The sequence below is a fragment of the Pectobacterium artocarpous genome, from assembly GCF_046159765.1.
Taxonomy (GTDB): Bacteria; Pseudomonadota; Gammaproteobacteria; order Enterobacterales; family Enterobacteriaceae; genus Pectobacterium.
On the sequence record NZ_JBJXVK010000036.1, the window covers coordinates 1 to 23599 of the forward strand.

Below are 23599 nucleotides of genomic sequence, written 5' to 3' on the forward strand. Positions count from 1 at the left end.
GGCCGTACTGTAGGCGCGGGCGTTGTTGCTAAAGTTATCGCTTAATCGCTGATAACGTTTGACGCGACACGCGATAAAAGGGCATCATTTGATGCCCTTTTTCTACGCTGTCATGGTAGAACCTATCTCATCAGCGATTGTGAGATATAATCATTGGTGAGATAGGCTCTGTAGATACGGCGTAAACACCGAATTATTCGTTTTACAGAACATCTTTCGGTTTGGTTGCCCCGTGGTTACGGGGCAAAGTTATTTGTCTGAATCATTGTGACAGGTTGGTTTATGAGTGCGAATACCGAAGCTCAGGATAGTGGGCGTGGCCTGGAAGTGATTAAGTGGCTGGTAGTAGGTGCCTTGCTGGTTGTTGCGATTGTTGGCAATTATTATTACCGCGAATTTAGTCTTCCTCTGCGTGCATTGGCCGTTGTTATCCTGATCGCCGCAGCCGGTGGTGTGGCACTGCTGACCACGAAAGGCAAAGCAACCGTAGCGTTTGCTCGCGAAGCGCGTACTGAAGTGCGCAAAGTAATTTGGCCGACTCGTCAGGAAACGTTACACACCACGTTAATCGTTGCCGCGGTGACTGCCGTGATGTCAATGATTTTGTGGGGACTGGATGGCATTCTGGTCCGTTTGGTATCGTTTATCACTGGCCTGAGGTTCTAAGATGTCTGAAGCTCCAAAAAAACGTTGGTACGTCGTTCAGGCGTTCTCTGGTTTTGAAGGTCGCGTAGCACAATCACTGCGTGAGCACATCAAACTCCATAATATGGAAGAACTGTTTGGCGAAGTCATGGTTCCTACTGAAGAAGTAGTGGAAATTCGTGGTGGCCAGCGTCGCAAGAGTGAGCGCAAGTTTTTCCCTGGTTATGTCTTGGTACAGATGGTGATGGAAGATGCCAGCTGGCATCTTGTACGCAGCGTACCTCGTGTTATGGGGTTCATTGGCGGTACATCCGATCGTCCTGCGCCAATCAGTGACAAAGAAGTGGATGCGATTATGAATCGTCTCCAACAGGTTGGTGACAAACCTCGTCCGAAAACGCTGTTTGAACCGGGTGAAATGGTTCGCGTTAACGACGGCCCATTTGCTGACTTTAACGGTGTTGTCGAAGAAGTTGACTATGAGAAGAGCCGCCTGAAGGTGTCTGTTTCTATCTTTGGTCGTGCAACGCCGGTTGAGCTGGACTTTGCTCAAGTCGAAAAAGGCTAATTGTTCCACAAGACTTGCTGGAAATAGCTACTTGCCTATGGCGCGAAATTAACCTATAATTTCGCGCCTTTTGTTTTTCAGGGGCCTTAATGGCGTCTGAAACGTAATACAAACCATGGGGAGCCTTTCATTAGGCGCTATTACCCAATTGAGGAAAGTTAAATGGCCAAGAAAGTACAAGCCTATGTCAAGCTGCAAGTTGCAGCTGGTATGGCTAACCCAAGCCCACCGGTAGGTCCGGCTCTGGGTCAGCAGGGTGTGAACATCATGGAATTCTGTAAGGCGTTCAATGCTAAAACTGAAAGCGTTGAAAAAGGTCTGCCGATTCCTGTTGTTATTACCGTTTATTCTGACCGTTCTTTCACCTTCGTTACCAAAACGCCTCCAGCAGCTGTTCTGCTGAAGAAAGCGGCTGGTATCAAGTCTGGTTCCGGTAAGCCGAACAAAGACAAAGTTGGTAAAGTAACGAGCGCTCAGGTTCGTGAAATCGCAGAAACTAAAGCTGCGGACATGACTGGTTCTGATGTAGACGCCATGGCGCGTTCTATCGCAGGTACCGCTCGTTCCATGGGCCTGGTAGTGGAGGATTAATAAATGGCTAAGCTGACCAAGCGCATGCGCGTGATCCGTGACAAAGTTGATGTAACTAAACAATACGACATCAACGAAGCTGTTGCTCTGCTCAAAGAGCTGGCCACTGCTAAGTTCGTAGAAAGTGTAGATGTCGCTGTTAACCTCGGCATCGATGCACGTAAATCTGACCAAAACGTTCGCGGTGCAACCGTTCTGCCTCACGGCACCGGTCGTTCTGTTCGCGTAGCTGTCTTCACCCAGGGTGCAAACGCTGAAGCTGCTAAAGCTGCTGGTGCTGAGTTCGTGGGCATGGAAGATCTGGCTGATCAGATCAAGAAAGGCGAAATGGGCTTTGACGTTGTTATTGCTTCTCCAGATGCAATGCGCGTTGTTGGCCAGTTAGGCCAGGTTCTGGGTCCACGTGGCCTGATGCCAAACCCGAAAGTGGGTACTGTAACACCTAACGTTGCTGAAGCGGTTAACAATGCTAAAGCAGGCCAGGTTCGTTACCGTAACGACAAGAACGGTATCATCCATACCACTATCGGTAAGGTTGATTTCGACTCTAACAAATTGAAAGAAAACCTGGAATCTCTGCTGGTTGCGCTGAAAAAAGCAAAACCATCTCAGGCGAAAGGCGTGTACATCAAGAAAGTTAGCCTGTCTACCACTATGGGCGCTGGCGTTGCTATCGACCAGAGCGGTCTGAACGCTGCTGCTAACTAATAGCTTTTGTTCCGCTTTACTCGGGTGTGAGATTTACCTATAATTTTACGCCCGTTGTTCCTCAAGTGGAATAACGTAAGAATTTTCGGTTGGAGCCTGGCCTATCTAGGCCTCCGTCCAAGACCGCAGGTGTTTCGAAAGAAACTTAATCCTTCCTGCGTAGACGGTGACAGAGCCTAAATAACGTTTTTCTTTTTTATAAAGAATAATTTTTTACTGGATTCTGCTCACCGTGTTTCAACGCTTATCTCTAATTTTGGCGATAAGTGCAGTGAGTTCCGGAGATTTTCTCCGGCTAAATCCAGGAGCAAAAGCTAATGGCATTAAATCTTCAAGACAAACAAGCGATTGTTGCTGAAGTCAGCGAAGTAGCCAAAGGTGCGCTGTCTGCGGTTGTTGCGGATTCCCGTGGCGTTACCGTTGATAAAATGACCGAACTGCGTAAAGCAGGTCGTGAAGCTGGCGTTTACATGCGTGTTGTTCGTAACACCCTGCTGCGCCGCGTCGTTGAAGGTACTCAATTCGAATGCCTGAAAGACACGTTTGTTGGTCCAACCCTGATTGCATATTCTCTGGAACACCCGGGCGCTGCTGCTCGTCTGTTCAAAGAGTTCGCGAAAGCGAATGCAAAATTTGAGGTTAAAGCTGCAGCCTTTGAAGGTGAGCTGATCCCGGCGGCACAAATTGACCGTCTGGCAACGCTGCCGACTTACGAAGAAGCACTGGCACGTCTGATGTCGACCATGAAAGAAGCCGCTGCCGGCAAACTGGTCCGCACTCTGGCTGCTGTTCGCGATGCAAAAGAAGCTGCGTAATAGCATTTTCTTTTCTAACGCACTTGCTAACGTATAAACTATTTCTGATTCTTAGGAACAATTGTTATGTCTATCACTAAAGATCAAATTCTGGAAGCAGTAGCAGCTATGTCTGTAATGGATGTTGTTGAGCTGGTTTCTGCTATGGAAGAAAAATTCGGTGTTTCTGCTGCTGCCGCTGTAGCTGTTGCTGCTGGCCCAGCTGCTGATGCTGCTGAAGAAAAAACTGAGTTCGACGTTGTGCTGAAAGGCATCGGCGCTAACAAAGTTGCCGTAATCAAAGCTGTTCGTGGCGCGACTGGTCTGGGCCTGAAAGAAGCCAAAGATCTGGTTGAATCTGCACCAGCAGTTCTGAAAGAAGGCGTGAGCAAAGATGACGCTGAAGCACTGAAAAAATCACTGGAAGAAGCTGGCGCGGAAGTTGAAGTTAAATAAGCCAATCTTTCAGGTTGCAGCCTGATTTATTAGGCTGATGGCTGGTGACTTTTTAGTCACCAGCCTTTTTGCGCTGTAGGGTATCGGTGGGCTTTCGCACTGTTTAGCCATTGATTTCCCCAATATTTTTTTCTATTGACGACTTAATATACTGCTTTCCAGAACGGGCTCCCTGCCTGAGCAAAAGCAATGAAATGGTTTAAGAGTAATAGAAAGACGTATTACGGAAAGTTCTCCATTTTCCGAACAAACATAAATAGTGTTGCATGAACTGTCCTTCTTAGGGCAGACAGAGTGGTTCGACTTGTCAGCTAGCTGAGGAACCCTATGGTTTACTCCTATACCGAGAAAAAACGCATTCGTAAGGATTTTGGTAAACGTCCGCAGGTTTTGGACGTACCTTATCTCCTTTCTATCCAACTTGACTCGTTCCAGAAGTTTATCGAGCAAGACCCGGAAGGTCAGTACGGTTTGGAAGCTGCATTCCGTTCTGTTTTCCCCATAAAAAGCTATAGCGGTAATTCAGAGCTACAATACGTTAGCTATCGCTTGGGCGAGCCAGTATTTGACGTTAAAGAATGCCAGATCCGTGGTGTAACGTTCTCTGCTCCGCTACGCGTGAAACTGCGTCTGGTGATCTACGAGCGTGAAGCGCCTGAAGGCACCGTTAAAGACATCAAAGAACAAGAAGTTTACATGGGCGAAATTCCGCTCATGACAGACAACGGTACCTTCGTGATCAACGGCACTGAGCGTGTAATCGTATCTCAGTTGCATCGTAGTCCAGGTGTGTTCTTCGATAGCGACAAAGGTAAAACCCACTCTTCAGGTAAGGTGCTGTATAACGCACGTATTATTCCTTACCGTGGTTCCTGGCTGGATTTCGAATTTGATCCGAAGGATAACCTGTTTGTTCGTATCGACCGTCGCCGTAAATTGCCTGCGACCATTATCCTGCGCGCGCTGGGTTACTCCACCGAACAGATTCTCGATCTTTTCTTCGATAAAATTGTCTATGAAATCAATGGCAATAAGTTGCAGATGGATCTGGTTCCTGAGCGCTTGCGTGGTGAAACCGCATCGTTTGATATCGAAGCGAATGGCAAAGTTTATATCGAAAAAGGTCGCCGTATCACTGCACGTCATATCCGTCAGCTAGAGAAAGACGGCATTGAGCGCATTGAAGTGCCTGTTGAGTATATTGCTGGCAAAGTACTGTCCAAAGACTATATCGACGAGAGCACCGGTGAACTGATCGGCGCAGCTAACATGGAGCTGTCGCTGGATCTGCTGGCTAAACTGAGCCAGTCTGGTCACAAACGTATCGAGACTCTGTTCACCAACGATCTCGATCACGGCGCATATATGTCTGAAACCGTGCGCGTTGATCCGTCAAACGATCGTCTGAGCGCACTGGTTGAAATCTATCGCATGATGCGTCCTGGTGAGCCACCAACGCGTGAAGCAGCAGAAACGCTGTTCGAGAACCTGTTCTTCTCTGAAGACCGCTACGATCTGTCTGCGGTTGGTCGTATGAAGTTCAACCGTTCTCTGTTGCGTGATGAGATTGAAGGTTCCGGTATCCTGAGCAAAGATGACATCATTGAAGTGATGAAGAAGCTCATTGATATCCGTAACGGTAAAGGCGAAGTGGATGATATCGACCACCTCGGCAACCGTCGTATCCGTTCCGTCGGCGAAATGGCAGAAAACCAATTCCGCGTTGGTCTGGTGCGTGTGGAACGTGCGGTAAAAGAGCGTCTGTCTCTGGGCGACCTTGATACGCTGATGCCACAGGACATGATCAACGCTAAGCCGATTTCGGCTGCCGTGAAAGAGTTCTTCGGTTCGAGCCAACTGTCACAGTTTATGGACCAGAACAACCCGCTGTCCGAGATTACGCACAAACGTCGTATCTCCGCATTGGGTCCAGGTGGTCTGACGCGTGAACGTGCCGGCTTTGAAGTCCGTGACGTACACCCAACTCACTATGGCCGTGTTTGTCCTATCGAAACACCGGAAGGTCCGAACATCGGTCTGATCAACTCCTTGTCCGTTTATGCGCAAACGAACGAATACGGTTTCCTTGAAACCCCGTATCGTCGCGTGCGTGACAACGTGGTGACGGATGAGATCCATTACCTGTCTGCGATTGAAGAAGGTAACTTCGTTATCGCACAGGCGAACACCAATTTGGACGAAGAAGGCCGCTTCATCGACGAACTGGTTACCTGCCGTAACAAAGGTGAGTCCAGCTTGTTCAGCCGCGATCAGGTTGAATACATGGACGTTTCCACACAACAGGTGGTTTCCGTCGGTGCATCTCTGATTCCGTTCCTGGAACACGATGACGCCAACCGTGCCCTGATGGGTGCGAACATGCAACGTCAGGCCGTTCCTACCCTGCGCGCAGATAAGCCGCTGGTTGGTACCGGTATGGAGCGTGCTGTTGCGGTTGACTCCGGTGTAACTGCCGTTGCCAAACGTGGTGGTACCGTACAATACGTGGATGCATCCCGTATTGTAATCCGCGTTAATGACGATGAAATGTATCCGGGCGAAGCCGGGATCGACATCTATAACCTGACCAAGTATACCCGCTCTAACCAGAACACCTGCATCAGCCAGATGCCGTGCGTGTCTTTGGGTGAGCCGGTAGAACGTGGCGACGTTCTGGCAGATGGCCCGTCCACCGATCTGGGTGAACTGGCGCTGGGTCAGAACATGCGCGTGGCATTCATGCCATGGAATGGTTACAACTTCGAAGACTCCATCCTCGTTTCCGAGCGTGTGGTTCAGGAAGATCGCTTTACGACCATCCACATTCAGGAACTTGCCTGTGTGTCTCGTGACACTAAGTTAGGGCCTGAAGAAATTACTGCGGACATCCCGAACGTGGGCGAAGCAGCACTTTCCAAACTGGATGAATCCGGCATCGTTTACATCGGCGCGGAAGTGACCGGTGGCGACATTCTGGTTGGTAAGGTCACGCCGAAAGGTGAAACCCAACTGACGCCAGAAGAGAAACTGCTGCGTGCGATCTTCGGTGAGAAAGCGTCTGACGTTAAAGACTCTTCTCTGCGTGTACCAAACGGTGTTTCCGGTACGATTATCGACGTACAGGTCTTTACCCGCGATGGCGTGGAAAAAGACAAACGTGCGTTGGAAATCGAAGAAATGCAACTGAAGCAGGCGAAGAAAGACCTGACTGAAGAGTTGCAGATTCTGGAAGCGGGCCTGTTTGCACGTATCCACGCTGTGCTGGTTTCCGGCGGCGTAGAAGCTGACAAACTGGACAAACTGCCGCGCGAGCGCTGGTTGGAACTGGGTCTGACTGATGAAGATAAACAGAATCAGTTGGAACAGTTGGCAGAACAGTATGATGAACTGAAGCACGAGTTTGAGAAAAAACTCGAAGCTAAGCGCCGTAAAATCACTCAGGGCGATGATCTGGCACCGGGCGTGCTGAAAATCGTCAAGGTTTATCTGGCTGTTAAACGTCAGATCCAACCGGGTGACAAGATGGCAGGTCGTCACGGGAACAAAGGTGTTATCTCCAAGATCAACCCGATCGAAGATATGCCTTACGATGAGAACGGTACGCCGGTCGATATCGTACTGAACCCACTGGGCGTACCTTCACGTATGAACATTGGTCAGATTCTGGAAACCCACCTGGGTATGGCTGCGAAAGGTATCGGTGAGAAAATCAACGCCATGCTCAAGCAGCACGAAGAAGTGACTAAACTGCGTGAGTTCATCCAGAGAGCCTACGATCTGGGCGACGATGTGCGTCAGAAAGTCGACCTGAGCACTTTCTCAGACGAAGAAGTTATGCGTCTGGCTGAAAACCTGAAGAAAGGTATGCCAATTGCAACGCCAGTATTCGACGGTGCAAAAGAGAAAGAAATCAAGGAACTGTTGCAGATGGGCGGTATCCCTACCTCCGGTCAGATTACCCTGTACGATGGACGTACCGGTGAGAAATTTGAGCGTCAGGTTACCGTGGGCTACATGTACATGCTGAAACTGAACCACTTGGTTGACGATAAGATGCATGCTCGTTCCACCGGTTCCTACAGCCTGGTTACTCAGCAGCCGCTGGGTGGTAAGGCGCAGTTCGGTGGTCAACGCTTCGGTGAGATGGAAGTGTGGGCGCTGGAAGCTTATGGTGCAGCTTATACCCTGCAAGAAATGTTGACCGTTAAGTCTGATGACGTGAACGGCCGTACCAAGATGTATAAGAACATCGTGGATGGCAATCATCAGATGGAACCAGGCATGCCGGAATCCTTCAACGTATTGTTGAAAGAAATCCGCTCGCTGGGTATCAACATCGAGCTGGAAGAAGAGTAATCCCAGCTCGTTGTATTGCTGGCATTCGTCATAGGGACACCTGAATTGTGTTGTTAACGGCAGGGTTCAGGTGTCTATCAGGTCTAACTCCGACAGGAGCCAATCCGTGAAAGACTTATTAAAGTTTCTGAAAGCGCAAACTAAAACCGAAGAGTTTGATGCGATCAAAATTGCTCTGGCCTCGCCAGACATGATCCGTTCGTGGTCTTTTGGTGAAGTTAAAAAGCCAGAAACCATCAACTACCGTACGTTTAAACCTGAACGTGACGGCCTTTTCTGCGCCCGTATCTTTGGGCCCGTAAAAGATTATGAGTGCTTGTGCGGTAAGTATAAGCGCCTGAAACACCGCGGTGTGATTTGTGAGAAGTGCGGCGTTGAAGTGACTCAGACTAAAGTGCGCCGTGAGCGTATGGGTCACATCGAGCTGGCTTCTCCGACTGCGCACATCTGGTTCCTGAAGTCACTGCCTTCCCGTATCGGCTTGCTACTGGATATGCCGCTGCGTGATATTGAGCGTGTGCTTTATTTCGAATCTTATGTCGTGGTTGAAGGTGGCATGACCAACCTTGAGCGCCGTCAGATCCTGACTGAAGAGCAGTATCTGGATGCGCTGGAAGAGTTTGGTGATGAATTCGACGCGAAAATGGGTGCCGAAGCGATCCAGGCTCTGCTGAAGAATATGGATCTGGAGCAGGAATGCGAGCAGCTACGTGAAGAGCTGACCGAAACCAACTCCGAAACCAAACGTAAGAAGCTGACGAAGCGTATTAAGCTGCTGGAAGCGTTCGTACAGTCTGGTAACAAACCAGAGTGGATGATCCTGACCGTTCTGCCGGTACTGCCGCCAGATCTGCGTCCGTTGGTTCCGTTGGATGGCGGTCGTTTCGCAACGTCTGATCTGAACGATCTGTACCGTCGCGTGATCAACCGTAACAACCGTCTGAAACGTCTGCTGGATCTGGCTGCGCCAGACATCATCGTACGTAACGAAAAACGTATGTTGCAGGAAGCGGTTGATGCGTTGCTGGATAACGGCCGTCGCGGTCGTGCGATCACCGGTTCTAACAAACGTCCTCTGAAATCTTTGGCCGATATGATCAAAGGTAAACAGGGTCGTTTCCGTCAGAACCTGCTCGGTAAGCGTGTCGACTACTCTGGTCGTTCCGTTATCACCGTTGGTCCATACCTGCGTCTGCACCAGTGTGGTCTGCCGAAGAAAATGGCACTGGAACTGTTCAAACCGTTCATCTACGGCAAGCTGGAGCTGCGTGGTCTCGCGACCACCATTAAAGCTGCCAAGAAAATGGTTGAGCGCGAAGAAGCCGTCGTATGGGATATCCTGGACGAAGTTATCCGCGAACACCCGGTACTGCTGAACCGTGCACCAACGCTGCACCGTTTGGGTATTCAGGCATTTGAACCGGTTCTGATCGAAGGTAAAGCGATTCAGCTGCACCCGTTGGTTTGTGCGGCCTATAACGCCGACTTCGATGGTGACCAGATGGCTGTGCACGTACCGTTGACGCTGGAAGCCCAGTTGGAAGCGCGTGCGTTGATGATGTCGACCAACAACATCCTGTCTCCAGCGAACGGTGAACCTATCATCGTTCCTTCTCAGGACGTGGTATTGGGTCTGTATTACATGACGCGTGACTGTGTTAACGCCAAAGGCGAAGGCATGGTACTCACGGGTCCGAAAGAAGCTGAACGCGTTTATCGCGCCGGTCTGGCCTCTCTGCATGCGCGTGTAAAAGTACGTATTACGGAAGAGATCAAGAGTATCGAAGGCGAAATCACGCGTCAGACGACGTTGATTGATACGACTATCGGCCGTGCCATCCTGTGGATGATCGTACCGAAAGGTCTGCCGTACTCGATCGTTAACCAGCCTCTGGGCAAGAAAGCGATCTCCAAAATGCTGAACACCTGTTACCGCATTTTGGGTCTGAAACCGACCGTTATCTTTGCTGACCAGATTATGTATACCGGTTTTGCTTACGCGGCGCGCTCTGGTGCTTCCGTAGGTATCGACGACATGGTGATCCCGGAGAAAAAAGCCGAGATTATCGAAGAAGCCGAAACCGAAGTTGCCGAGATTCAGGAGCAGTTCCAGTCTGGTCTGGTTACCGCGGGCGAACGCTATAACAAAGTGATCGATATCTGGGCGGCGGCGAACGAACGTGTTGCGAAAGCGATGATGGAAAACCTGTCCGTTGAGGATGTGGTTAACCGTGATGGCGTGGTTGAGCAACAGGTTTCTTTCAACAGCATCTTTATGATGGCCGACTCCGGTGCGCGTGGTTCTGCGGCACAGATTCGTCAGTTGGCGGGGATGCGTGGTCTGATGGCGAAACCAGATGGTTCCATCATCGAGACGCCGATTACTGCAAACTTCCGTGAAGGTCTGAACGTACTCCAGTACTTCATCTCAACACACGGTGCGCGTAAAGGTCTGGCGGATACCGCACTGAAAACCGCAAACTCTGGTTACCTGACTCGTCGTCTGGTTGACGTTGCGCAAGATCTGGTTGTGACCGAAGACGATTGTGGTACCCATGAAGGTATCATGATGACGCCGGTTATCGAGGGTGGCGATGTTAAAGAGCCACTGCGTGAGCGCGTATTGGGTCGTGTAACGGCTGAAGACGTGATCAAACCGGGCACAGCGGATATTCTGGTTCCACGCAACACGCTGCTGAACGAGCAGTGGTGTGACATGTTGGAAGAGAACTCCGTTGACGCCGTTAAAGTACGTTCAGTCGTAAGCTGCGAAACCGACTTTGGCGTGTGCGCCAACTGCTATGGTCGCGATCTGGCTCGTGGTCATATCATCAACAAAGGTGAGGCCATCGGGGTTATCGCGGCACAGTCTATCGGTGAACCGGGTACACAGTTAACCATGCGTACGTTCCACATCGGTGGTGCGGCATCGCGTGCGGCAGCTGAATCCAGCATTCAGGTGAAAAACAAAGGTAGCCTGAAACTGAGCAACGCGAAGTTCGTTGTGAACAGCAGCGGTAAACTGGTAATTACTTCACGTAATACCGAACTGAAGCTGATCGATGAATTCGGACGTACTAAAGAAAGCTATAAAGTGCCTTATGGTGCGGCAATGGCGAAAGGCGATGGCGCAGAAGTTAGCGGTGGCGAAACCGTAGCTAACTGGGATCCGCATACCATGCCGGTTATCACCGAAGTGAGCGGTAACATTCGCTTCACCGATATGATCGATGGCCAGACGATTACGCGTCAGACTGACGAACTGACCGGTTTGTCCTCTATCGTGGTTCTGGATAGTGCAGAACGTACCGGTAGCGGTAAAGACCTGCGTCCGGCACTGAAAATCGTTGATGACAAAGGCGAAGATGTTCTGATTCCAGGTACGGATATGCCTGCTCAGTACTTCCTGCCGGGCAAAGCGATCGTCCAGTTGGAAGACGGCGTGAAAATTAGCAGCGGTGATACTCTGGCGCGTATTCCTCAGGAATCCGGCGGTACCAAGGATATTACCGGTGGTCTGCCACGCGTTGCTGACTTGTTCGAAGCCCGTCGTCCGAAAGAGCCGGCTATTCTGGCAGAAATCAGCGGTATCATTTCCTTCGGTAAAGAAACCAAAGGTAAACGCCGTCTGGTAATTTCTCCGTTGGATGGCAGCGATGCTTACGAAGAGATGATTCCGAAATGGCGCCAGCTCAACGTGTTCGAAGGTGAAGTGGTGGAACGTGGTGACGTTGTTTCCGACGGCCCAGAGTCTCCGCACGATATCCTGCGTCTGCGTGGCGTACATGCAGTAACGCGTTATATCACCAACGAAGTTCAGGAAGTTTACCGCCTGCAAGGCGTCAAGATTAACGATAAACACATCGAAGTTATCGTTCGTCAGATGTTGCGTAAAGGCACCATCGTTAACGCGGGCAGCACGGAGTTCCTGGAAGGCGAGCAGGCAGAAGTGTCTCGTATCAAGATTGCCAACCGTCAATTGGAAGCGGATGGCAAGATCACGGCAACGTTCAGCCGCGATCTGCTGGGTATCACCAAAGCATCTCTGGCGACCGAGTCCTTCATTTCTGCGGCATCGTTCCAGGAAACGACGCGCGTACTGACCGAAGCCGCTGTTGCGGGTAAACGTGATGAGCTGCGCGGCCTGAAAGAGAACGTGATCGTGGGTCGTCTGATCCCTGCGGGTACAGGTTATGCGTACCATCAGGATCGTCTGCGTCGCCGTCAGGCAGGTGAAGCGCCAGTCGTGCCTCAGGTGAGTGCCGATGAAGCGTCTGCCAACTTGGCCGAACTGCTTAACGCAGGCTTTGGTAGTAGCGACGACGAATAAGTCTTTTTACGCGGCACGACCATGCGGTAAATAACAAAAACCCCGGCTATTATGGTCGGGGTTTTTTTATGGCAGGCTGCCTGAGAGCGGCCCGTCGCAAGCGACGTTAAAAATTGATGGAAGGCGTCCTGCCTTCCACCCTGATGGGGCGACGCTGTGCGTTGTTATAAAACGCTCTCGGCGTTTTATATCATCCTGAAATTTTTTATAGCGCACATCCCTGTGCGCTACCTAAAGGCCGTCGCAAGCGACGTTAAAAATTTCTTTCCTTAAATTTTTTATTGTACAGTAGTGTAAAGTAAATAGAACGGAACCGACATGGACACCTCAACTACGCCAACACTCTCACAGCCTGGCGGCTCAATACTTCATCAGGATGATTCAATTTCATCTGGTAAACCCTTACAAACACCATCAGTAAACCACTCTCAGCATAAAGCGAAACGTGCCGCGTGGGGCAGTTTTGTGGGAGCTGTTGTCGATTGGTATGATTTCTTGCTGTACGGAATTGTTGCCGCTCTTGTATTTAATACTGAGTTTTTCCCGCAGGTCAGCCCGACAATGGGGACGCTGGCGGCCTTTGGTACGTTTGGCGTGGGTTTTCTGTTCCGTCCGCTCGGCGGTATGGTGTTTGGGCACTTTGGCGATAAGCTGGGCCGTAAGCGGATGTTGATGATCACGGTCTGGATGATGGGGATTTCTACGGCGCTGATTGGGCTGTTGCCATCGTTTGATTCCATCGGCTGGTGGGCACCGATGTTGTTGGTTACGCTGCGGGCAATTCAGGGATTTGCCGTCGGTGGCGAATGGGGCGGCGCGGCGCTGTTGGCGGTAGAGAGTGCGCCGAAGAAGAAGAAAGCCTTTTACAGCAGCGGCGTACAGGTTGGCTTTGGGGTCGGGCTGTTACTGGCTACAGGGTCGGTATCGCTGGTCAGCAATTTGACAACCAATGAAGAATTTATCACCTGGGGCTGGCGTTTGCCGTTCTTGTTCAGCCTGATTCTGGTTGCGATTGCCTGGTGGGTGCGTAACGGGATGGATGAGTCTCAGGAGTTTGAGGCGAATAAAACGCTGGGAGAAAGAGCAAACAAACTGCGTTCGTTCCCCATTATGGAAGCACTGCGCCAGCACCCAAAAGCCTTTCTGCTGATTATTGCGCTACGGCTTGGAGAACTATTGACGATGTATATCGTCACCGCGTTTGCCCTCAATTACTCCACCACCCATCTTGGGCTATCGCGGGATATCTTCCTGAATATCGGGCTGTTGGTGGGGGCAATCAGCTGTGTGTCTATTCCTTTCTTTGCCTATCTGGCGGATAGCTTTGGCCGCCGTCGGATCTACGTTACTGGTGCGCTGATTGGTGCCGCGAGTGCAGTGCCATTCTTTATGGCGCTGGAAAGCCATAACACGCTGCTGATTCTGTTCTTTGCCATCATGCTGGCGAATATTGCCCACGATATGATTGTTAGCGTACAGCAGCCGATGTTTACCGAGCTATTTGGTACGGCGTACCGCTACAGCGGGGCGGGTGTGGGGTATCAGGTTGCCAGCGTGGTCGGCGGCGGATTTACGCCTTTTATCGCTGTGCTGCTGGTGCAGTTTATGGATGGTTCATGGCACGCAGTGGCGGCCTATCTTGCCATTGGCTGCCTGCTGTCGGCGATTGTCGGGATGCAGATGAAAGCAAAATCGGCGGATACTTTACCTCACTAACTTCTTTATCCCTCTAATCCAAAATGCCGATACAGATGCAGTGTCTGTATCGGCACGTTTCTTCTGTTTTTGATCTATTGTTCTCTGCGTCGGTGTTATCTGAACCGATCGAGATCGCTTCGCTTCAGCCCGATATCCTTAAGCCCATCATCGCTCAGATTTCGTAGTATCTTCAGCGTTTGTGCCCTTGCCCGCCAGGCTTTCCACAAGCGGTACGGCAAAATCAGCATTAGCCAGAACGGTGACTCGCGGAACGGTTTTTGTGATCGATTCTCATGAAATTCCATATTTTCCCCCTCGCCAGTGAATGATCGCTATGATGGGGTGAAAGGCATTTTCAATACAGACTCAAAAAATTAATTTTTTTAGCATACAGATTGTGTGATATTGCATCTGAATGGTGATTTTTATTTGAATCTGTACTGGTTGTGGTTGGTTATCTTAATAGGGGATGATACTGATGACGCGTTATCAACACCTTGCCGGACTGTTAGAACAACGGATCGAACAAGGGTTGTACCAAAGTGGAGAGCGGCTGCCTTCGGTACGGGCGCTGAGTACAGAACATGGTGTAAGCATCAGTACCGTACAGCAGGCCTACCATCTGCTGGAAACCCGGCAGTTGATTATGCCGCAGCCGCGTTCGGGATATTTTGTCACGCCGCGTAAGGCAACGCCGCCTGTACCCGCGCTAACGCGTCCTGCCCAGCGTCCGGTTGAGATCACGCAGTGGGAATCGGTACTGGAACTGGTGAATGTGCGTCTGGAAACTAACGTGCTGAAGTTTGGTAGCGGAATGCCGGATGTGAGCCAGCCGACTATTAAACCACTGTGGAAAGAGATGAGTCGCCTCTGTCAGTATCAGGATTCCCGCATCTTACAATATGACAGCGTATATGGCGCGCCTGCGCTGCGTGAGCAGGTTGCTCGTCTTACCGTGGACTGCGGCTGCCAACTGACTCAAGATGACATTGTGGTCACGACCGGATGTCAGGAAGCCCTATTTGTTGCCGTCCGCGCCGTTTGTCAGCCTGGCGATATCGTGGCCGTTGAATCTCCCGCGTTTCCGGGCACGATGCAGATCCTGCGTGGACTGGATATCAAAGCGATCGAGATCCCAACCGACTCTGTCACGGGGATCAGCCTCGAAGCGCTGAGGCTGGCGCTGGATCAATGGCCGATCAAGGCCGTACTGCTGGTGCCGAGCTGTAATAACCCGCTTGGTTTTATTATGCCTGATGCCCGCAAGAAAGCGCTGGTGACGCTTGCGCAGCATTTTGATATCGCGATTATTGAAGATGATGCCTATGGCGAGCTGGCCTATGAATATCCGCGTCCTAGAGCGATAAAATCGTTTGATGAAGATGGACGCGTGCTGCTGTGCAGCTCGTTTTCAAAGAACCTGGCGCCCGGTTTGCGCGTTGGCTGGATTGCCCCAGGGCGCTATCTGGAACGGGTGATTCATACAAAATACATCAGCACAGGTTCGACGGTGGTACAGCCCCAGCTAGCCGTGGCGGAATTTATTCGTAACGGACACTACCAGCCTCATCTACGCCGCATGCGTGCTCAGTACAAAGCCAATTTGGATATATTTACCTGCTGGGTACGTGAGTATTTTCCGTCAAACATTTGCGTGAGTCGTCCTCAGGGCGGTTTTTTGGTGTGGATTGAACTGCCTGAATATTTTGATTCGCTCAAGCTCACCCGTGAGGTCAGAAAAGCGGGCATACAGATAGCTGCTGGTTCGCTCTTCTCCGCCTCAGGGAAATATCGCAATTGTATTCGACTCAATTATGCCAATCGCTTTACGGAAGAGATGAGGGAAGGGCTGCGTATCGTGGGCAATGAGGTTGCGAAGATGATGCACACGTCTCCTGACCAAAACGCTCTTTGATAATTTTAGGGAAGGGCCGATACGGGTAAGGATAAGCCCCGTATCGGCGGGTTGATGTGCAGAACCGATAAGTGGCAAACGGCTCCGGCCAGCAGGCTCTGTAACGCTCAGGCTTGCCAACGACGCTACTGTATTCTTCGTCGCAGGCTGTGACGAGAGGCCGAATGTCATGTTGCGCGGCGCTATCCCGAGAATATTCCCTTCTGTGTAATTCTCATTTTGGCTTGCGAGCTGCATCCCAAATCAGACGTATCATCCATACCGATCCTGCTCAATAACTTATTCCACTCAGTAGTTTATCCTATCAGTAATTACCGGCCTAAATAACCGTCCCAGTCTTTCCATACGGGCTGGAGACCTGCGCGCACGATGGCTTGCGCCACGTCTTCAGGACGTCGTGAATCATGGGGTGAAAACTGTTCCAGTTCAGGATGGTCGTCGGCGTAGCCACCCGGCTGAGTTTTGGAAAAGGCGCTGACGTTGTTAATCGCGATAGGGATCGCATGATCGCGAAAGAACGGTGATTCACGCGTGGACAGCGACAGTTCAATATCCGGTGACAGCAATCGGAATGCGCAAATCACCTGCATGAGCTGCGCTTCATCCATGAGCGACGCCGGTTCAATGCCGCCCGCACAGGGGCGCAGGCGCGGGAACGAGATAGAATACCGGCTCTGCCAGTAGTGCTGCTGTAGGTGCAACAGATGTTCCGCCACCATGTAGCAGTCGGTTCGCCAGCTATTGGACAGGCCGATTAACGCGCCCAGCCCGATCTTGTCGATCCCCGCGCGTCCGAGCCGATCCGGCGTGGCGAGCCGCCAGTGGAAATCCTGTTTTTGTCCTTTTAGATGGTGCAACTGGTAGGTTCCCGGATGATAGGTTTCCTGATAGACCATCACGCCATCCAACCCCAGCGCTTTCAACTCGGCGTACTCGTTCTGCGACAGCGGTTGGACTTCGATCATCAGCGAACTGAAGAGCGGCCGGATCAGCGGAAAGACGCGGCGAAAATAATCCATCCCCACTTTGCGCTGATGTTCGCCCGTCACGAGCAACAGATGCTCAAACCCGAGGGCCTTGATAGCGGCGCATTCACGCAGGATCTCCGCCTCATCCAGCGTTTTCCGCTTGATGTGGTTGCTCATCGAAAAGCCGCAGTAGGTGCAGTCGTTAGAACACAGATTGGACAGATACAGCGGCACATAGAAACTCACCGTATTGCCGAAACGCTGCCGGGTGAGCTGCTGTGCCCGTTGAGCCAGCGGTTCCAGATAAGCGCTGGCGGCGGGTGAGATGAGCGCCATAAAATCGTCACGCGTCAGGTGTGGTGCAGCAAGCGCGCGTTCAACGTCCAATGCGGTTTTACCGTTGATGCGCAGCGTCAGGTCATCCCAGTCGAGCTGTTCCCAGACAGTTTGGAAATCGACGTTCATCTCGCCGCCCCTTCTGTTTGCTGATGCAGAAAACTGGTGAGTGGGCTGGTGGCGCTGGCGATGAACTGCTTACTTCCCAGTCCAGCCTGACGAGCAAGATCGCCTGCCTCGACTGCCAGTCTGAATGCGTGCGCCATAGCGACGGGATCGCGAGCAACGGCGATGGCCGTGTTGACCAGAACGGCATTGGCTCCCATTTCCAGCGCATCGGCCGCATGGCTGGGGGCGCCAATGCCCGCATCGACAATCACTGGAACGCGCGCCTGTTCGATGATGATGCGGAGAAAATCACGCGTTTGTAGCCCTTGATTGGAACCAATGGGCGCACCGAGAGGCATCACTGCCGCGCAGCCGACCTCTTCCAGCCGTTTGCACAGTACCGGGTCGGCCCCGCAGTAAGGCAGGACTGTGAATCCTTCTTTTACCAGCTGTTCGGCGGCCTTCAGCGTTTCGATGGGATCGGGCAGCAGGTATTTCACATCGGGGTGAATTTCCAGTTTCAGCCAGCGAGTGCCCAGCGCTTCTCGCGCCAGTCGGGCTGCAAAGATGGCTTCGTCAGCGGTTTTGGCCCCTGAGGTATTCGGCAGCAGCTTAATGCCGAGCTGGCGTAACGGCGCGAGAATGGCATCGTTGCCGCCGTTCAGGTCAACGCGTTTCATCGCCATGGTCACGAGCTGCGAACCGGAGGCCTCGAGTGCCGCCAGCATCAGTTCTGGCGTGGAGAATTTTCCGGTGCCGGTCAGTAGCCGTGAAGTTAATGTCGTATCGGCAATGTGCAGCATGTCATCCTCCCGCGATTGCCTGAAAAAGTAAAATATCATCACCGTCCTGGACCTGATGCTGTGACCAAGTGGCGTGCGGGATAATGGTTTGATTGATGGCCAGCGCTGTGCCGGGCTGGAGCCTGTTTATCTGGTTCAGCAGCGCCTCAACCGTGATGGCTTCTGGGAATTCAAAGGTCTCATCATTCAGCGTGATTCTCATACTGCTCCTCCGCATACCGGGCAATGGGGCGCTCGTGTGAGCTGGAGCGTGTTCCAGCTCTGCTGTTTGCCATTGAACATTCTCAGCTTGCCATCCAGCGCGGACGGCATACCTGCCAGTAGTTTGATCGCTTCCAGCGCCTGAAGTGTGCCAATCACGCCGACCACTGGTCCCAGCACGCCAGCGGTACGGCAGTTGCGCTGTGGCTCGGTCGTATCGGGGTACAGGCAGGCGTAGCAGCCAGAGTGATAAGGCGGCGTGAAGACCGCGAGCTGTCCGCTGAAACCGACAGCGCTCCCGCTGATGAGCGGTTTGCTTGCGTTAAAGCAGGCGGCGTTAACTGCGTGTCGAGTGGTCATGTTGTCACTGCAATCCAATACCAGATCGGCACGGCTGACGGCGCGATGTAAGACGTCGCCGCTGAGCCTTTCGGTAAGTGCAATGGTTTCCGAATACGGATTTAACGCCTGTAGCTGACGCTGTGCCAACACGGCTTTGGGTTTGTCGGTGTCGCCGGTGCGATACAAAATCTGACGTTGCAGGTTGCTGATGTGCAGCGAGTCATCGTCGGCGAGCAGCAGTGTACCAATGCCTGCGGCAGCCAGATAGAGCGAGGCAGGCGCACCCAGCCCACCCAGCCCAACCAACAGGACGCGGGCGACTTTGAGTTTCTCCTGACCTTCTGGACCGATATCTTCCAGCATCAGTTGACGGCTGTAGCGCATAAATTCGCTATCGTTCAGCCTGGCAGGTGTTGGATGGTGATGCGTTACCATGTCAGGCCTCCCGTCCTTCAATCATCCTGAGCAACGTTGCGGTAGCGTGACGCCAGTCCGATGCCTGCGTAATGGCGCTAACGACGGCAATACTGTCGACGCCTGTTTCTAATACCGCGGGTACTCTATCGATGCTGATGCCGCCAATCGCCACGGTGGGGAAGCGACCATCCAATGCGGCTATGTGCCGCGTTAGTTCGGTCAGCCCTTGTGGCGCAGATGGCATATCTTTGGTTTGCGTGGGGAAGATATGCCCCAGTGCGATATAGGACGGGTTGATCGCTACGGCACGTGCTAGCTCACGATCGTCATGCGTGGAGACACCTAAGCGCAGGCCGGCTTGTTTAATTGCAGCCAGATCGGCTGCATCTAGATCTTCCTGACCCAGATGTACGCCGTACGCCTGATGTTTTACGGCTAATTTCCAATAGTCGTTGATGAAAAGCTGTGCCTGATAGCGACGACCTAAGGCGATCGCTTGGATCACATCGGCTTCGGCCTGTGCATCTGACCGATCTTTGATCCTCAACTGGATCGTTTTCACCCCGATGCCGAGTAAGCGTTCGATCCATTCCACGCTATCGACGACGGGATAAAGCCCCAGCCGCTGTTCTATTGGGGCAAAAGGCGTCGAGTTCGTCATTTGCTCTCCTCGGTTTGTAAGCTGGTGGCGCTGTGGTAAAGCTCGCTGCCGCGAGAGCGGAATTCTTGTGACATTTGCGCCATACCGACCTCAATCGGTTTGGCTTCAGCTTCCTGTTTAGCGGCGTAGTCGCGCACTTCCTGTGAGATTTTCATCGAGCAGAATTTGGGGCCGCACATGGAACAAAAATGGGCGACCTTGCCGGATTCCTGCGGCAGCGTTTCATCGTGGTAGGCGCGAGCGGTTTGCGGATCGAGCGCCAGATTGAACTGATCTTCCCAGCGGAATTCAAAGCGCGCTTTTGACATGGCGTTATCACGGATCTGCGCACCGGGGTGGCCTTTTGCCAGATCGGCTGCGTGGGCGGCGATCTTGTAGGTAATCAGCCCCTGTTTAACGTCGTCTTTGTTTGGCAGGCCGAGATGCTCCTTCGGTGTGACGTAACAGAGCATTGCGCAGCCGAACCAGCCGATCATCGCGGCGCCGATGCCGGAGGTGAAGTGATCGTAACCCGGTGCGATATCGGTGGTTAATGGGCCGAGTGTATAGAATGGGGCTTCGTGACAGTGCTCCAGCTCTTCGGTCATGTTGCGGCGGATCATCTGCATCGGGACGTGACCGGGGCCTTCAATCATTACCTGTACGTCATATTCCCAAGCAATTTTGGTTAGCTCACCCAATGTATGTAGCTCAGCAAACTGGGCTTCGTCGTTGGCATCCTGAATCGAGCCGGGGCGTAAGCCATCGCCCAGCGACAGCGCGACGTCATAAGCGGCACAGATTTCACAGATTTCACGGAAGTGCTCGTACAGGAAGCTCTCTTTGTGATGTGACAGGCACCACTTCGCCATAATGGAGCCCCCGCGTGAAACGATGCCGGTCAGGCGTTTAGCCGTCATCGGCACGTAGCGCAGCAGCACGCCGGCGTGGATAGTGAAATAGTCCACGCCCTGTTCCGCCTGCTCCAGCAGTGTGTCGCGGAACATTTCCCAGTTCAGGTTTTCCGCCACGCCGTTCACTTTTTCCAGTGCCTGATAGATTGGCACGGTACCGATTGGCACGGGACTGTTGCGCAGAATCCACTCGCGGGTTTCATGAATATAGCGGCCGGTTGAGAGATCCATCACCGTATCCGCCCCCCAGCGGGTAGACCAAACCAGCTTTTCCACCTCTTCTTCGATGGAGGACGTCACGGCGGAATTACCGATATTGGCGTTAACCTTCACCAGAAAATTGCGTCCGATGATCATCGGTTCTGATTCGGGATGGTTGATGTTGGAAGGAATAATGGCGCGACCGGCGGCGACTTCCTGGCGAACAAATTCCGGCGTGATATTTTCCGGCAGAAGGGCACCGAAACTTTGCCCCGGATGCTGCTGGCGCAGTACGTCAGTACGAATACGCTCGCGTCCCATATTTTCGCGAATGGCGATAAATTCCATTTCAGGGGTAATGATCCCCTGTCGTGCATAGTGAAGCTGAGTGACGCGTTTGCCCGCTTTGGCACGCAGTGGCCGTGGCAAGTGTCCGAAGCGCAGATGATCCAACCCCGCATCTGCCAGACGCTGCTGAGTGAAATCGGAACTGACGCCGGATAGCGCCTCGGTGTCACAGCGTTCTGCAATCCAGCTAGCGCGCAGCTTTGCTAAGCCAACGCGGACATCGGGTTGAGCGGCAGGGTCGCTATAAGGCCCTGACGTATCGTAAACCGGGATCGGTTCATTGGGTTCGTATTGGGGATTGTCTTTGCTGCCGCCGAGTAGCGTCGGGCTGAGCTGAATTTCTCGCATTGGCACGCCGATATCGTCGCGTGAACCTGCAAGGTAGATACGTTTGGAATTAGGGAAGGCCGTTCCCTGTAAGGTATCGATAAATTGCTGGGCGGCGGCACGCTGCTCGCGGCGACCCGATTTGGATGACACTGTTTTTATAGACAAGGGTTCTGTAGACATAGCAAGTTCCTGTAAGACGTAAAGGGAAGATTGCTTGTCTGGAGCCGGAGGGAGTAATAAGGATATTGGGCATCAGAGCAGGTATGTAGGAATACGCAGCCTTGGGCTCAATCTCAATGAGGTGCATTACTCTTGTTCCCTTCGCAGGTATTAACCCGATCAGGTTCCGCAGATCCCGAATTAACGGTCTCAGCCTGTGCGCTCATAAGTTTCGTAAAACGATTGCTTTCGTAAAACGAAACACGAGCACGCTAGGCACTCCGACAAGATATGCCCGTTTCTTAAACGGGCCAATAAAACCCCTACACTGTATGACGGCAAAACGCGGATGTCAAAGCGTGCCGCTTTTGCCTGTACAGTGTGTGGTGATGTTCTTAAATAACCTTAAATGACGGCTAGTTGTCGTAAACCAGACGGATCATGTTGTCTTCTAACGTAAAACGCTCTTCCAGAGCTTCACCGACGCTGGAGAGTGCCTGCTGGAATTCGAGGCAGTTATCATGGTCGATGGCTGTCGCCAGATGGTTATCGTAAAACGTCATGATGTGCTGCGTGTTGTTTTGCAGGGCGAGGTCAAGCTGGGTAGAAAGCGCTAATAGTTGTTCGCTGTGGGTCGCTGCTTCGTGCAGCATCTTTTCGTATAAGTGAAAGTGGCCCGTAGAAAGGTAGTCCACCAGATTCTGGCAAAAATTGTCCAATGCTCCTTCATCCAGAAGTGAAAGTGCTTCCTTGTTCGGCTTGATGCCAACCAGATGATAGTAAGCCACGAGAAGCTGCTTACGTGCTTGTAGCCATTGGTCGATTAACGCATTATTGCCACCAACGTATTCAGTCAGACTTTGTAGCTGGTTTAGCATTGTTGACTCCGTGAACGGTAAGACATAACTGAAATCCCAGTTATAAAACTTATGTAGTCACTCTGAATGTAAAATGCCAGTGAAGTGGCAGTGGAGCAATAAAAAGATATGGAACAGACGCTAAAAGGTGATGAAGCCGGCTGGTGGGTGGTTAGCGATGCGTTACAAATATGGTTGCCTCAGGGGGCATTACCGTGCGGAACGGCGGCAGCGTGGTCGTTAGAGGGGAAAATGGCTCGCCAAATCGGTGAATGGGAAGGGCAGCCCGTTTGGTTGGTGTGTCAGAGACGGGATTCGGATATGACATCGGTTCGCCAACTGCTCGATCAGGACGTGGGCTTATTCCAACTGGCGGGGCGAGGCGTACAGTTGGCTGAGTTCTATCGTTCTCATCGCTTTTGCGGTTACTGTGGCCATGAAATGGTGCAGAGTAAAACGGAGCTGGCGTGCTTATGTCACCACTGCAAAGAGCGTTATTATCCGCAGATTGCGCCCTGTATCATCGTCGCAATCCGTCGCGGCGAGGAAATTTTGCTGGCGCAGCACAACCGGCATCGCGGAAACATGTACACCGTGCTGGCCGGGTTTGTGGAAGTGGGCGAAACGCTGGAGCAGACGGTTGTGCGTGAGGTAATGGAAGAGAGCCAGATCCAGATAAAAAACCTGCGCTACGTGAGTTCGCAGCCCTGGCCCTTCCCTCATTCGTTGATGATGGCGTTTATGGCCGAGTATGCGGGGGGTGACATCAAACACGACCCGAAAGAGCTGCGTGACGCGGGCTGGTTTCGCTATGACCAACTCCCGCAGTTGCCTCCGCCGGGCACCGTGGCGCGTCGGCTTATTGAGGATACGGTGGTGCTGTGTCGCGCTTATCACGAGAACGAAGGCTGAGG

Annotated in this window: 19 protein-coding genes and 1 riboswitch; of the genes, 11 read left to right on the forward strand and 8 right to left on the reverse strand. The window is 52.1% G+C overall.

Annotated features, from left to right (window positions below; all coding sequences use genetic code 11):
* Positions 1 to 282 precede the first annotated feature (282 nt).
* The 9 genes from secE (at position 283) to shiA (ending at position 14164) form a co-directional block, all read left to right on the forward strand.
* Positions 283 to 666, forward strand: coding sequence for a preprotein translocase subunit SecE (gene secE, locus ACKQAD_RS18960; RefSeq protein WP_409161567.1), 384 nt, complete (start codon positions 283 to 285; stop codon positions 664 to 666).
* A gap of 1 nt (position 667) precedes the next feature.
* Positions 668 to 1213 (forward strand): transcription termination/antitermination protein NusG, encoded by a 546-nt coding sequence (nusG, locus tag ACKQAD_RS18965; RefSeq protein ID WP_005970339.1) that lies wholly within the window; start codon positions 668 to 670, stop codon positions 1211 to 1213.
* Positions 1214 to 1375: 162 nt separating this feature from the next.
* Entirely contained in the window at positions 1376 to 1804 is a 429-nt protein-coding gene (gene rplK, locus ACKQAD_RS18970; RefSeq protein ID WP_012772932.1) for a 50S ribosomal protein L11, read from the forward strand.
* 3 nt (positions 1805 to 1807) lie between these two features.
* Complete coding sequence (gene rplA / locus ACKQAD_RS18975) at positions 1808 to 2512, forward strand: 50S ribosomal protein L1 (RefSeq protein ID WP_039494851.1); 705 nt, start codon at positions 1808 to 1810, stop codon at positions 2510 to 2512.
* A gap of 317 nt (positions 2513 to 2829) precedes the next feature.
* Positions 2830 to 3327, forward strand: coding sequence for a 50S ribosomal protein L10 (rplJ, locus tag ACKQAD_RS18980; protein WP_005970333.1), 498 nt, complete (start codon positions 2830 to 2832; stop codon positions 3325 to 3327).
* Positions 3328 to 3393: 66 nt separating this feature from the next.
* Positions 3394 to 3762 (forward strand): 50S ribosomal protein L7/L12, encoded by a 369-nt coding sequence (gene rplL, locus ACKQAD_RS18985; RefSeq protein WP_409161568.1) that lies wholly within the window; start codon positions 3394 to 3396, stop codon positions 3760 to 3762.
* Positions 3763 to 4089: 327 nt separating this feature from the next.
* Positions 4090 to 8118, forward strand: a complete 4029-nt coding sequence (gene rpoB / locus ACKQAD_RS18990; RefSeq protein ID WP_225086523.1) for a DNA-directed RNA polymerase subunit beta — start codon at positions 4090 to 4092, stop codon at positions 8116 to 8118.
* A gap of 106 nt (positions 8119 to 8224) precedes the next feature.
* Positions 8225 to 12448 (forward strand): DNA-directed RNA polymerase subunit beta', encoded by a 4224-nt coding sequence (rpoC, locus tag ACKQAD_RS18995; protein ID WP_409161569.1) that lies wholly within the window; start codon positions 8225 to 8227, stop codon positions 12446 to 12448.
* A gap of 318 nt (positions 12449 to 12766) precedes the next feature.
* Positions 12767 to 14164, forward strand: a complete 1398-nt coding sequence (gene shiA / locus ACKQAD_RS19000) for a shikimate transporter (protein ID WP_409161570.1) — start codon at positions 12767 to 12769, stop codon at positions 14162 to 14164.
* A 95-nt stretch (positions 14165 to 14259) separates the two neighbouring features.
* Here shiA and ACKQAD_RS19005 read toward each other — a convergent pair whose 3' ends face one another.
* Positions 14260 to 14451, reverse strand: coding sequence for a DUF1127 domain-containing protein (locus ACKQAD_RS19005; protein WP_409161571.1), 192 nt, complete (start codon positions 14449 to 14451; stop codon positions 14260 to 14262).
* A 173-nt stretch (positions 14452 to 14624) separates the two neighbouring features.
* Between ACKQAD_RS19005 and ACKQAD_RS19010 the strand changes: the two genes are divergently transcribed.
* Positions 14625 to 16061, forward strand: a complete 1437-nt coding sequence (locus ACKQAD_RS19010; protein WP_409161572.1) for an aminotransferase-like domain-containing protein — start codon at positions 14625 to 14627, stop codon at positions 16059 to 16061.
* 311 nt (positions 16062 to 16372) lie between these two features.
* On the opposite strand, the gene thiH is transcribed toward ACKQAD_RS19010, so the two are convergent.
* From thiH to rsd, 7 genes are all read right to left on the reverse strand, one after another.
* Complete coding sequence (gene thiH, locus ACKQAD_RS19015; protein WP_409161573.1) at positions 16373 to 17494, reverse strand: 2-iminoacetate synthase ThiH; 1122 nt, start codon at positions 17492 to 17494, stop codon at positions 16373 to 16375.
* The gene (locus tag ACKQAD_RS19020) at positions 17491 to 18276 is read right to left on the reverse strand and encodes a thiazole synthase (RefSeq protein WP_409161574.1); all 786 of its coding nucleotides are present in this window, start codon (positions 18274 to 18276) and stop codon (positions 17491 to 17493) included. Before ACKQAD_RS19020 ends, thiH begins: the two co-directional genes overlap by 4 nt.
* Position 18277: 1 nt before the next feature.
* Positions 18278 to 18478: a sulfur carrier protein ThiS gene (gene thiS / locus ACKQAD_RS19025; protein ID WP_409161575.1), complete on the reverse strand. Its 201-nt coding sequence runs from the start codon at positions 18476 to 18478 to the stop codon at positions 18278 to 18280.
* Positions 18475 to 19254, reverse strand: coding sequence for a HesA/MoeB/ThiF family protein (locus ACKQAD_RS19030; RefSeq protein ID WP_409161576.1), 780 nt, complete (start codon positions 19252 to 19254; stop codon positions 18475 to 18477). The genes thiS and ACKQAD_RS19030 overlap by 4 nt, the downstream gene beginning before the upstream one ends.
* 1 nt (position 19255) lies before the next feature.
* Positions 19256 to 19897, reverse strand: coding sequence for a thiamine phosphate synthase (gene thiE / locus ACKQAD_RS19035; RefSeq protein WP_409161577.1), 642 nt, complete (start codon positions 19895 to 19897; stop codon positions 19256 to 19258).
* Positions 19894 to 21849, reverse strand: coding sequence for a phosphomethylpyrimidine synthase ThiC (gene thiC, locus ACKQAD_RS19040; protein WP_409161578.1), 1956 nt, complete (start codon positions 21847 to 21849; stop codon positions 19894 to 19896). The genes thiE and thiC overlap by 4 nt, the downstream gene beginning before the upstream one ends.
* A gap of 119 nt (positions 21850 to 21968) precedes the next feature.
* Positions 21969 to 22122: riboswitch (TPP riboswitch) on the reverse strand.
* A 122-nt stretch (positions 22123 to 22244) separates the two neighbouring features.
* Positions 22245 to 22706 (reverse strand): sigma D regulator, encoded by a 462-nt coding sequence (rsd, locus tag ACKQAD_RS19045; protein ID WP_409161579.1) that lies wholly within the window; start codon positions 22704 to 22706, stop codon positions 22245 to 22247.
* A gap of 108 nt (positions 22707 to 22814) precedes the next feature.
* On the opposite strand from rsd, the gene nudC reads away from it, so the two are divergent.
* Positions 22815 to 23597, forward strand: a complete 783-nt coding sequence (gene nudC, locus ACKQAD_RS19050) for an NAD(+) diphosphatase (protein ID WP_409161580.1) — start codon at positions 22815 to 22817, stop codon at positions 23595 to 23597.
* The last annotated feature ends 2 nt before the right edge of the window (positions 23598 to 23599 follow it).